This window comes from Streptococcus sp. E24BD (assembly GCF_041807825.1).
Taxonomy (GTDB): Bacteria; Bacillota; Bacilli; order Lactobacillales; family Streptococcaceae; genus Streptococcus; species Streptococcus entericus.
The window spans coordinates 103392-114197 of sequence record NZ_JBGTZB010000001.1 but is presented as its reverse complement, the minus strand read 5'-3'; the positions used below and the strand labels follow the sequence as shown (position 1 = coordinate 114197).

At 39.8% G+C, this 10806-nt stretch carries 12 protein-coding genes; 10 read left to right on the top strand and 2 right to left on the bottom strand.

What is annotated here, in order from left to right; genetic code table 11:
• Window positions 1–147 precede the first annotated feature (147 nt).
• The 5 genes from ACERC5_RS00575 (at window position 148) to radC (ending at window position 5205) form a co-directional block, all read left to right on the top strand.
• Complete coding sequence (locus tag ACERC5_RS00575) at window positions 148–849, top strand: recombinase family protein (protein WP_373658785.1); 702 nt, start codon at window positions 148–150, stop codon at window positions 847–849.
• Window positions 846–2411, top strand: coding sequence for a recombinase family protein (locus ACERC5_RS00570; protein WP_373658786.1), 1566 nt, complete (start codon window positions 846–848; stop codon window positions 2409–2411). The genes ACERC5_RS00575 and ACERC5_RS00570 overlap by 4 nt, the downstream gene beginning before the upstream one ends.
• Window positions 2412–2526: 115 nt before the next feature.
• Window positions 2527–3351, top strand: coding sequence for a Cof-type HAD-IIB family hydrolase (locus ACERC5_RS00565; RefSeq protein ID WP_373659907.1), 825 nt, complete (start codon window positions 2527–2529; stop codon window positions 3349–3351).
• Window positions 3352–3367: 16 nt separating this feature from the next.
• The gene (locus tag ACERC5_RS00560) at window positions 3368–4480 is read left to right on the top strand and encodes an AI-2E family transporter (protein WP_373659906.1); all 1113 of its coding nucleotides are present in this window, start codon (window positions 3368–3370) and stop codon (window positions 4478–4480) included.
• Between the two features lie 41 nt (window positions 4481–4521).
• Window positions 4522–5205, top strand: a complete 684-nt coding sequence (radC, locus tag ACERC5_RS00555; protein WP_373659905.1) for a DNA repair protein RadC — start codon at window positions 4522–4524, stop codon at window positions 5203–5205.
• A gap of 229 nt (window positions 5206–5434) precedes the next feature.
• Here the strand turns inward: radC and ACERC5_RS00550 are convergent, their stop codons facing one another.
• Both ACERC5_RS00550 and ACERC5_RS00545 read right to left on the bottom strand, forming a co-directional pair.
• Entirely contained in the window at window positions 5435–6133 is a 699-nt protein-coding gene (locus ACERC5_RS00550; protein ID WP_373659903.1) for a gamma-glutamyl-gamma-aminobutyrate hydrolase family protein, read from the bottom strand.
• Window positions 6134–6300: 167 nt separating this feature from the next.
• Window positions 6301–6942 carry a redox-sensing transcriptional repressor Rex gene (locus tag ACERC5_RS00545; protein ID WP_373659902.1) on the bottom strand — a complete coding sequence of 214 codons (642 nt, stop codon included), beginning with the start codon at window positions 6940–6942 and terminating at the stop codon, window positions 6301–6303.
• A 150-nt stretch (window positions 6943–7092) separates the two neighbouring features.
• Here ACERC5_RS00545 and ACERC5_RS00540 point away from each other — a divergent pair, with 150 nt between their 5' ends.
• The 5 genes from ACERC5_RS00540 to ACERC5_RS00520 all read left to right on the top strand — a co-directional run bounded on the left by ACERC5_RS00540 (window position 7093) and on the right by ACERC5_RS00520 (window position 10720).
• Window positions 7093–7911 (top strand): Rgg/GadR/MutR family transcriptional regulator, encoded by an 819-nt coding sequence (locus ACERC5_RS00540; protein ID WP_373659900.1) that lies wholly within the window; start codon window positions 7093–7095, stop codon window positions 7909–7911.
• Between the two features lie 308 nt (window positions 7912–8219).
• Window positions 8220–8603 (top strand): hypothetical protein, encoded by a 384-nt coding sequence (locus ACERC5_RS00535; RefSeq protein ID WP_373659899.1) that lies wholly within the window; start codon window positions 8220–8222, stop codon window positions 8601–8603.
• A gap of 50 nt (window positions 8604–8653) precedes the next feature.
• Window positions 8654–9442 carry a hypothetical protein gene (locus ACERC5_RS00530; protein ID WP_373659898.1) on the top strand — a complete coding sequence of 263 codons (789 nt, stop codon included), beginning with the start codon at window positions 8654–8656 and terminating at the stop codon, window positions 9440–9442.
• Complete coding sequence (locus tag ACERC5_RS00525; protein WP_373659897.1) at window positions 9426–10088, top strand: hypothetical protein; 663 nt, start codon at window positions 9426–9428, stop codon at window positions 10086–10088. The genes ACERC5_RS00530 and ACERC5_RS00525 overlap by 17 nt, the downstream gene beginning before the upstream one ends.
• Complete coding sequence (locus ACERC5_RS00520) at window positions 10085–10720, top strand: ATP-binding cassette domain-containing protein (RefSeq protein ID WP_373659896.1); 636 nt, start codon at window positions 10085–10087, stop codon at window positions 10718–10720. The genes ACERC5_RS00525 and ACERC5_RS00520 overlap by 4 nt, the downstream gene beginning before the upstream one ends.
• Window positions 10721–10806: the final 86 nt, after the last annotated feature.

Here is a 10806-nt window from a genome sequence, read left to right as displayed (position 1 = left end):
AACAATTTGTTGCTTAAAGTCATCACTAAATTGACGACGGATTTTTCTAGACATAGAGTTCTCCTGTTTTCTTTAGTGTAGAACACTTTATAAATTCTGTCTAGTTTAGTGTAACCGATTCAAGGCTTACCTCATAGTCCACAGGACATGTATGGTTATCGTTGGAAGGGCGAAGAGTATGTCATAGAACCTCATGAAGCTGAGGTTGTGAAAGAGATTTTTTCATGGTATTTAGATGGTCGGTCTGCCTCAAGTATTGCCAAAGAACTGGAAGGTAGAGGAGTGTGTACTAGAAGAGGAAATCGGTTTACCAAGCGAGTCATCCACAATATCTTGAATCAAGAAGCCTATACAGGACAGTTGGTGTTACAGAAAACCTACCGTCCAGCATTTGGTCATCGTTCGGTAGAGAATAAGGGGCAAATGAGCAAATATTTGGTAGAACAAGCCCACGAAGCGATTGTTTCTCAAGCACTTTTTAAGGCGGTTCAAGAAGAAAAACGTCAGCGAGCCAGCCGTAGACGTTCTAAGCATGAAGGAGTCGGTCTTTTTCAGGGGAGAGTCTATTGTGGACAGTGTCAATTAGATATGATTTATAGTCTTGAGAAGAAAAAGGATGGAGCAAGAAGGATTCGCTATTCTTGTCGAACACGAGCTAAAAGTGGAGTGACGGCTTGTTCTAATCGAACGATTACTGAAGAAGCTATTGTTACTCAGCTTCAGCAACAAGGCATTTCACCTCAAGAAATCAAGCGATTGGCATTTAATAATAGGACAAAGGAGTTGATTATCACTTATCGAGATAATCAAACAGGTGTCATACCACTGACGGAAAGGACAAGACCATGAAGAAAGTGACGAAGTTAGAGCCAGTTAAACAAGTCAGTCAACACTTGCCTATTCCAACACTTGCCAAACGCCGAGTGGCAGGATATGCCAGGGTGTCTACTGACCATGATGACCAAGCTACTTCCTATGAGGCTCAGGTTCAGTATTATACGAGCTATATTACAGGACGAACAGATTGGGAGTTTGTGGGGATGTATTCGGATGAAGGGATATCAGGGACATCAACCAAGCGTCGCACAGGATTCCGACAGATGGTGGACGATGCCTTGAAGGGAAAAATTGACCTTATCATTACCAAATCTGTCAGCCGATTTGCCAGAAATACTGTTGACTCTTTGACAACGGTTCGTCAACTCAAGGAGGCTGGGGTTGAGATTTATTTTGAGAAGGAAAACATTTGGACCTTTGACGCCAAGGGAGAGTTGCTTATCACTATTATGTCAAGTCTAGCTCAAGAAGAGAGTCGTTCCATTTCGGAGAACGTGACTTGGGGACGCAGGCGACAGTTAGCACAGGGCAAGGTCACCTTTTCCTACAGCCAAGTAATGGGCTTTCGTCAGAAAGAAGGAGGAGGGTTTGAAATTGACCCAGAAGAAGCCAAGATTGTCCGTTATATTTTTCAACAGGTTTTATTGGGGATAAACCCCAATAGAATCGCCTCAGACCTAACCCAGCAAGGCATTCCTACGCCAGCAGGCAAGAGTCGTTGGAGCTATGGCACTGTCAAGCGAATGCTTCGAAATGAAAAGTACAAGGGTGATGCCCTTCTTCAGAAACATTTTACAGTAGACTTCCTTACCAAACGTCAGAAAGCTAATGAGGGAGAATTGCCTCAGTATTATGTGGAAGATAGCCATGATGCCATTGTAGACCGAGAAACCTTTGACGCCGTTCAAGTTGAGCTTGATAGACTAGAGCAGAAACGGCAGACAGGCAATCATTTTTCAGGTAAGTTAATCTGTGGAGATTGTGGATCAAGTTTTGGTAGTAAGGTTTGGCATTCGACCAGTAAGTATAAGCGAACTATTTACCAATGCAGGTCCAAGTATAAAGGAAAAGACAAGTGTTCGACACCTCATTTCACTGAAACCCAAATCAAGGACTTATTTGTACAAGGGCTTAATCGCCTGCTCGTTCATCAGGAAGAAGTGTTGTCTAATTTATCTGCCTTGCTTCAGATAGTTGGGGATTGTTCTACGTTTGAAAGCACCATTTCTACTCTGGAGAAAGAATTGTCAGACCAGCATTATGCCCTGGAGTCCCTCATTGACCGACACGCTCGTACTAACTTGCCACAGGAAGACTTTCAAGAACGGTATGAGTCTTTAGCTCGCAACTACTCAATAACAAACGATAATCTCTCACAGGCTCAAGAAGAATTAGCCAGTCAAAAGCATAGAGAAATAGAGCTGAAACAGTTTATTGATGGGTTGGCGAATACCCCTCACTTAGTGGAGACCTTTGACTTAAAACTATGGCAGACAATGGTTGATAAAGTTATTATTAGAGATAAGGAACACGTCTGCTTTCATTTCAGAGATGGCAGTCAGATAGACCTATAACCTTGAGCGTACCGAGCAGGTACGCTTTTTTTGCGTTTTGTGGTATAATTTTAGAGAGATATGGGAAGTTTTATCTTATTTTTGCACCCCCTTGAAAGGTAAAAGGTTAGATTGTATGATTAAGGTAATTGCGACAGATATGGATGGCACATTTTTAGATCATAGGGGACTTTATGATCGTGAACGATTTGAAACAGTCTTAAAAGAGCTAGATCATCAAGACATCCGATTTGTTGTGGCTAGTGGGAATAATATGGGACGTTTGTCCTTGATGTTTGAGGGTTTTTTAGATAGGATTGCCTTTGTTGCAGACAATGGTTGTCATGTGATTGATCGTGGTGAAGAGCTGGTGCGCAGGACAATGGACAGGCAGTTAGTTGCTGATTTTCTAGCTTATTATCAGGACAAGCAGGCTGATTATTGCATTTCTATCACCACTGCAAACGGTCTTTATCTGTTGGAAAATGCTCATTTTCCGTTTAATCATTTCGCTATCGAAGCTGAACAAATGTCGCTCTTTTTATCTCGAATAAAACGTTTGACCAGTTTTTCTGAGTTGCCTGATGAACCGATATTAAAACTGGGCATGATGTTACCAGAAGAACAGTGTGATGACATCATTACGGTCTTTAACACTCATTTCTCAGGAAATTTGACTGCCACAACCAGCGGATATGGATCAGTTGACGTTATCGAAACAGGTTTACACAAGGCTTGGGGTCTGCAACATCTCTTGGATAAATGGGGTATTTCAGCAGAAGACCTCATGGCATTTGGTGATGGGGGCAATGATATTGAAATGCTTCAACTGGCTCATCATTCCTATGCAATGGACAATGCTCCAGATGCAGTGAAAGACGCAGCTCATTTTCTAGCGCCAAATCATCGTGATCATGGCGTTCTGAGTGTTATTGAACGAGAAGTGCTCACTAAAATTTAAGTGTGAAGGAGATGCTATGAATTTTAATAAATCAGTTGTGCTAACTGTTTTTCTATCTTTTTTATCTTGCTTTTTGCTATGGACCTATTGGTCAAGTGCGGCAGGCTTAGTTGATACAGGCTTCAAGGCTGCACAGCCCTTCTTGCTAGGAGCTGGTATTGCTTATATTGTCAATATTGTCATGAAAGCCTATGAGAAATTATGGCAGATTCTTTTTAACCAAAAAGCCCCTAAGTGGCGACAGTCTGTCTCTCTTTTACTGTCTTATCTCAGTTTCATCTTACTTGTATTCATCATTTTTAGCGTGGTTTTGCCCGATTTGATTTCAAGTATTAAGACCTTACTAACAGTGGATATTGACCATATTAGAGAGGTGATTGCTGATCTGCAGGAGAAACCTTGGGTGCAAGAGTTGCTTGAAAAAACGGGTGCGAATACGGATTTGAGCCAGCAGATTGCTAATTATAGCCAGCAACTCCTGAATCAGGTCTTAAACATTTTAACCAGCATGTTGACGTCTGCCACCTCCATTGCGAACACTGTCATGACTGTTTTTATCAGTTTAATTTTTTCCATCTATGTTCTGGCAAGTAAAGAGAGTTTGGGACGCCAGTTTTCCTTGCTGATTGATACCTTCACCGGAAAATTTGCTAAGACCATTTACTATTTGATTGGCATCTTTGACCAGCGGTTTCGTGGCTTTTTTGTCAGTCAGAGCTTAGAAGCGGTGATTTTGGGAAGTTTAACCTTTATAGGCATGAGTTTCTTGAAACTCCCTTATGCAGGGACGATTAGCCTTCTGATTGCCTTTACAGCGATTATCCCGGTTGTTGGTGCTTATATTGGAGTAACCATCGGGACCATCCTGATTTTGACCCAGTCTGTTCAACAGGCGATTATCTTTGTTATTTTTGTAGTCTTGCTCCAACAATTCGAGGGCAACCTTATCTACCCACGTGTGGTGGGCGAGTCAATCGGTCTACCTGCAATTTGGGTGTTGGTTGCGATCACTATCGGTGGTGCTGTTGCAGGGATTTTAGGTATGCTAGTTGCTGTTCCGGTCGCAGCCAGTTGTTATCAAATCTTGAAAGATTACATTCATAAAAAAAATAAGACCACCTTGTCTTAAAATCAGTCCTCCATTGCGAATAATCGTGTGGAGGAATTTTTATGTATTCTGTTGAATTTGCGCAGAGCCCTTTACTACCCAGAGAGCGATTGTTAGCTTACGGTGCTGAACAGCTGAGCAATCAAGAGCTGTTAGCTATCTTACTGCGAACAGGCACACGAGGCGAACCTGTTTTTAATATTGCTAATCAAATCCTGGCGCGCTTGACCAATCTGGCTGACCTAAAAACCTTATCCGTTCAAGAATTACAAGCTTTGCCAGGCATCGGGCAAGTCAAAGCGATTGAGTTCAAGGCGATTATCGAGCTTGCTAGCCGCATCAAAGATGCTGAATTTACTCGCTTAGATCGTGTTCTCAGCAGTCAAGGGTTAGCTAAGAAAATGATGGCAGAGCTAGGAGATAAGAAGCAGGAGCATTTAGTAGCTCTTTATCTGGACAGTCAAAATAAGATTATCCATCGCGAGACCGTTTTTATTGGTGGTGTGAGGCGTTCCGTTGCTGAGCCGAGGGAAATTCTCTACCATGCTTGCCGTAGCATGGCGACGTCAGTAATTGTTATTCACAATCACCCATCCGGTGTCTGCACACCTAGTCCTGAGGACAAACAATTCACCCAAAAATTAAAACGCTGCTGTGATGATTTGGGGGTTATTCTACTAGATCATTTGATTGTGGGTAAACGACAGTATTATAGCTTTAGAGAAGAAGGAGATGTTTTAAACTAAACAAGAAACCTTCTGAACCTAGTTAGTCTTATCATGATAACCTTTCAAAGTGGTTGGTATTCTTCAACTGTCAAGTCTCATCCCTAAAATCTGGAAGGAAATCAGACGTAATAGCCAGTAAAAGTAGTCAATAAGGCTGTTAAGTCATGATCCTTACGCTTTTTTATCTTGACTAATCTAACTGCCATTGAAAAAAATGTGACTGAATAGATAATCCAGTCACAGGTATTTATAATTGGTTAACGACGTAATCAAACAACCGCTCGTCTTCTTGGCTGACCTCGTGCAGCAACTCGGGGTGCCACTGGACGCCTAGGAAACGGAAATTCGGCAGGCTAGACTCGACAGCTTCGATGGTTTGGTCATCCACAGCACGTGCCACCACGCGTAAGCCATCGGCGAGTCTGTCAATGGCTTGACGATGATAAGAATTGATGTGCGCACGTTGCCCATAGACCTTGCCCAGCAAAGAATCCTGTTCAATCGCAATCTGGTGTGTCTTGACATGAGGTAAGTCACTTTGCCAGTGGCTAACAATATCTTGATGGAGATTGCCACCAAGAGCGACATTGACCAGTTGAGTACCACGGCAAACCGTAAACAGAGGTTTCTGGTGTTGTCTGGCTAACGCGATGATTTTCAACTCGCAGAGGTCACGTTCCAAACTGTAGTCATCTTCAAAGGCATCTTTTTCTTGCCCGTAGAATTTAGGGTCAATATTTTGCCCACCGATGAGAATGAGTTTATCAACCAACTGCACATAAGTTGATAGAAGATCGTTTTGTGTGGTCATTGGAAAGACGAGAGGAATACCGCCAACTTTTTCAACCCCTTTAGCAAACCCTGTTGGGACATAGGTCCACGGAATATTATCAAGTGCGGTGTTGAGGCGTTGATTGGCAAAAATACCGATGAGAGGTTTTGTCATAAATTATCCTTATCTTGTGAGTTATTTGTCCAGTATAGCATAAGAGTTGACGTCTGTAAAATAGCGATTTATGATAACAGTGATAGGAAAATGTAAACTAAAAAGGAGTAAGACGCTCTTATCAGTCTTGGGGTGATAGGCGTCACACTCCTTTTGTCAGGATAGGCTTAACTCTCTTTTTGACGGTTCATAAAGTAGAGCAAGGTTTGAAGTTCGCTCGTTAAGTCCACATACTGGACAATCACGTCATCAGGGACATCGAGATTAACTGGTGAGAAAGACAGGATGCCTTTAATACCAGCATCGACTAAAATATCTGCAATTTCTTGTGACTTCACACTTGGAACAGTCAAAATAGCAGTCTCAATATCTGTGCCCATCAGATGTTTTTGGATGTCTGAAATCCCGTAAATCGGAACATGGTCACCAATGGTTCCTCCGACCATGGGATTCTCGTCGGTATCAAATGCCATGGTAATTTTCATCTTGTTGCGGTCATGGAAACGGTAGTGCAAGAGAGCTCTACCGATATTTCCAACACCGACAATCAACACGTTTGTCACGGCCTTGTCGTTGAGAATATCTGCAAAGAAATCGGTCAATTTTTTGACATCATAGCCAAAACCGCGGCGCCCCAGTTCACCAAAGTAAGAGAAATCACGGCGGACAGTCGCAGAGTCAATCCCCATAGCTTCGGCAATTTGCTTAGAGTTGGCGCGTTCGATTTTTTCAGCATTAAATCGTTTGAAAATACGGTAATACAGGGACAGTCGCTTAGCTGTCGCATTTGGAATCGTCTTATCTGACATCACAAGCTCCTTAAACATAATCTATGTCCTATTATAAATAAAGTTTGTGAAAAAAGCAACGTTGAAATTCACAAAGTTGTATTAGTGATTGATGTTAGCCTGTTTTTATGGTACACTAAAACAAAGCGAACAAAGAGAGATAATTTTATAGTGAACAATAGACAAAGAGAATTAGGAGAATTTTATAAAGAGTTGCGTTTAGCGCGAGGTGTCAAGCAAAAAGATGTTGCAAGAGGCAATCTGACAGCTTCGCAGTTATCAAAATTTGAGCAGGGGCAATGCATGTTATCAGCAGATCGTCTATTGCAGGCAGTCGAGGGCATAAACATGACATTTGCTGAATTTGGTCATGCTTTGAATGGCTACAAAGATAGATCTTTTATGATTTTTGGCCATCGTCTTAGCCAAGCTTTTTTTGAAAAAGACCTCCTTGCTCTTGAAGTTTTATTAGCGGAATTGGATAATGATAGCATTCACCAAAAGTTACTTCAAGTTATGGTCAAAAATGCTATTTTTTCACTTGATCCATCAAGAAAGATTTTCGAAGAAGACATTGAGCTGTTGACGACCTATCTCTATGATGTTGAACAGTGGACAGCTTTTGAACTCTACCTGTTTACGAATACCGTATCGGTCTTAGATGTTTCAGACATTATTTTTTTAGGAAGAGCTTTGATTAAACGGTCGATTCTTTATCACTCCTTACATAATAATAAGAGGATGTATAAATTCGCTTTATTAAACATCGTTTCAACATTATTGGAGCGCAAGGAATTGTCTTTAATTGAGTACTTTATATCAGAGTTTTTAGAACAGTTTTACAAGTATAGTGTTCTCGGAACGATTGACCTAGAAGACCTTAAAGCTTACCTGGATGCTTTGGTGATTTTGAAAAATCCCGAATTATTAGGAATTTTACATCTAAAATTAGAGCAACTCTTAACTATCTACGATAAAACCACTGATTAGATGGAGTAGGTCGTGTAGAAGCTGGACGGATGATTGCAATATTTAGTGTGATAACGCCTAGAGTAACTAAGGCAAAGAATTTTTTAAAACTCATGTTGGTTCACCTGACTAATGATTTTTATTGGTATACTATCATTATCATTATATAGTAATTTTAGAGTGATGATTAAAAATCGCATATTTGAAATTTTTCATCTATAAAATTTCAAATATGCGATTTTTTCGTTTGGCTAATAAATAGTGTTAAAATGGAATTAAGGAAAAGCGGAGTTGCTGATAAACTCTAACACAATCTTATCTTTGTACAGATGAAAAAACTTATTAAAACACTTGTTGCCATGTCTCTTTTGGGACTGAGCTTAGCTGGTATTGTAGAAGCGAAACAAATCGGTTACTTTCACCGTTTCACAATAACAAGGGATTATGCCAGAACTTACTACGTTCAAAAAGATCATGCAAATTATCCCTATATTCAAAACCTAGAGGATAGTGCTGGTATGGGTATAAGGGTTAGACATCGTCTAGTAAACTCTAATGGTGAAGCTCGTAGCCATGAGTATTTGACTTGGTGTGGGGATCGTACAGAGCATGGCAACTGGGCGACTGCTGGCTATATTTATGCTCTTGATATGTCAAGAGAAAATCGGATAGACGGACCTGCCTATATCACTGGTAGCTGGTCTCCAAACTAATATATAATCTCCGACTCCGCTTTTCTATTTTTACTATATTGGAGGTTACGATGTTTTATTGGAAGTTAGTACGTTATAAATGGTTATATCTGCTTTTAGCAATTTCTTTTTTGTTACTATCTTTTTATGATCCTGTCAGCCATTATATATTTTTTAATCCTAATGCCCCTGATTTGGCCAATTTTGATGGAGTCAAAATTAGACAAGAAATTCTTGTATCAGGATTAAGAGTTGAAAATATTTTATTTGAATTTAATCGACAAAGTAGTACATTAATTCCACTACTTATCACGTTAATCGGATATGATTATGCTAGTATAAAAGATAAATTTATCAAACTAAGCATAGGAAAAAATACAGCTTATTACCAGATGAGAAAATCATTGAAAATTCAGTTGGGATTGGTAACCAGTTTAATTTATCTATCTATTTTTTGGGTGGTACTTGCGATTTCTAAAGTCCTAACAGGAAGTAGTTTAGAAGATCGGCACCTTCATGGTTTTTTAGATGGCACTTTTTTAGACCATTTTTTTTCTGGAAAAATCACTTACTTGGTCTTTTTCTCAATTTTGGGAGCTATCGGTATTTTTGTCAATTGTTTTGTCTACTTCAAAATCTTAGATGTGGTAAAAAACTTTTTACGTGGGGCAGGACTTTACCTTGCTTTTCTGATTCCTTTATCAATGCTTCTTTATTATGTTCTACCCAAACCATTGGTGCCATTTACAAGCTTACTCGCCATTACTTATTATGAATGGACGTTGCCAAAAGTTTTTTCAATTTTCATCCCTTATCTCATTAGCTACGGAGTGCTTTCTTATTATGATAGAGACATTTAAACGCAACGTTTTGATCAAACATGTGTTGTTTTTTGGGGGGCGAGTCGGGCTTTTGCAGGTGTTTGTATGGCTTTTATTAGGCAGATTGAGCCGACAGTTTACGGTTTCCATAACGGGTACAACTTTTTTTAGACAAGGGCTGTGGACATTCTTGGGAATTGATGACTTTGGTAATCCTTATTTTGATTTAATTAAGTTATTGCTTGTTTTTTCTATTTTGGGGATTGGTTTTTTAAGTACGATTGCCTTTACCAGCGAGCTGTCGGAGCAGTTTTATCATGTTATCAAGTATCATAGTGCTAATCGGTTTACTTATCTATCTAAACGATTGCAGTTTCAACTTAAGTTTTTCTTGGCTGATGTTATGGTTTGGTTGCTGACATCGCTAGTGATTTACTTATATACCAAAGACTTAGGCATCGTTGTCTTGCTGGCTCAGTTTTTAGTTGTCAATTTCTTGGGAGCTTGGCTAATTTCTCTTTTAGCACCAAATACCATGTACAGTTTACTAGGATTTGTGCTACTTATTTTTAGCCAAGAGTTTTTATTTAATAATATTCTTTTAACCCTTATTCTATTTATCGTAGGTATTGGGGGATTATTCTTACTGCCTTTTGGCAGTCAATTACGAGGTGATGAATCATGACATTAACAATTTTGAATGGAAGTAAGCGTCTGGCGGATAAGGTCATCCTTGATGATGTCACAGTTACATTTGACAATGGCTATATCTATGGTCTTAAAGGCGATAACGGTTCAGGCAAGACTGTTATTTTAAAGCTATTAGCAGGTTATTACAGATTGGATACAGGAGAAGTTTATCAAGATAAAACCCTCATCAGAAAGTCCAACAACTACATCACTGATGCAGGGCTAGTGATTGAACATGTCGAATTTTTACCTTATCTGACCTTGCTAGAGAACTTGAAACTCTTAAAACACCTCTCTCCCAAGATTACAGACGAGAGCATCGACTACTGGATTGATTATTATGGTCTAGGAAAATTTAAGACAATCGCTTATAAAAATCTCTCCTTGGGAACCAAGCAAAAGCTAGCGCTTATTCAAGCTTTTATCCATCAGCCAAAGATTTTACTGTTAGATGAGCCGATGAACGCTTTGGATGAGAAAAGTGTTGCCTTGACAAAGGACCTTATCCGTTCTTATGGACAAGCAGCTGACCGATTGGTCATTATGACTTCCCATATCTCAGAAAATATTTCTGACTTATGTCACGTTACTTGTTTACTTAAAAATGGTAAACTTTATAGACAGTAAAAATAAGCGATATAGAACTAGGCCAGCTAAAAAAACGTCGTTGTCAAAGTCTTGCACGGCCTAGTAGGACAGTCTAAATCTTAAAA

What these genes read in the sequence shown, in the direction of transcription:
- radC (WP_373659905.1), top strand. Translation starts at nt 4,522, where the DNA reads ATGTATTCTGTTGAATTTGCGCAGAGCCCTTTACTACCCAGAGAGCGA.
- ACERC5_RS00520 (WP_373659896.1), top strand. Translation starts at nt 10,085, where the DNA reads ATGACATTAACAATTTTGAATGGAAGTAAGCGTCTGGCGGATAAGGTC.
- ACERC5_RS00525 (WP_373659897.1), top strand. Translation starts at nt 9,426, where the DNA reads ATGATAGAGACATTTAAACGCAACGTTTTGATCAAACATGTGTTGTTT.
- ACERC5_RS00530 (WP_373659898.1), top strand. Translation starts at nt 8,654, where the DNA reads ATGTTTTATTGGAAGTTAGTACGTTATAAATGGTTATATCTGCTTTTA.
- ACERC5_RS00535 (WP_373659899.1), top strand. Translation starts at nt 8,220, where the DNA reads ATGAAAAAACTTATTAAAACACTTGTTGCCATGTCTCTTTTGGGACTG.
- ACERC5_RS00575 (WP_373658785.1), top strand. Translation starts at nt 148, where the DNA reads ATGTATGGTTATCGTTGGAAGGGCGAAGAGTATGTCATAGAACCTCAT.
- ACERC5_RS00560 (WP_373659906.1), top strand. Translation starts at nt 3,368, where the DNA reads ATGAATTTTAATAAATCAGTTGTGCTAACTGTTTTTCTATCTTTTTTA.
- ACERC5_RS00545 (WP_373659902.1), bottom strand. Translation starts at nt 6,942, where the DNA reads ATGTCAGATAAGACGATTCCAAATGCGACAGCTAAGCGACTGTCCCTG.
- ACERC5_RS00565 (WP_373659907.1), top strand. Translation starts at nt 2,527, where the DNA reads ATGATTAAGGTAATTGCGACAGATATGGATGGCACATTTTTAGATCAT.
- ACERC5_RS00570 (WP_373658786.1), top strand. Translation starts at nt 846, where the DNA reads ATGAAGAAAGTGACGAAGTTAGAGCCAGTTAAACAAGTCAGTCAACAC.
- ACERC5_RS00550 (WP_373659903.1), bottom strand. Translation starts at nt 6,133, where the DNA reads ATGACAAAACCTCTCATCGGTATTTTTGCCAATCAACGCCTCAACACC.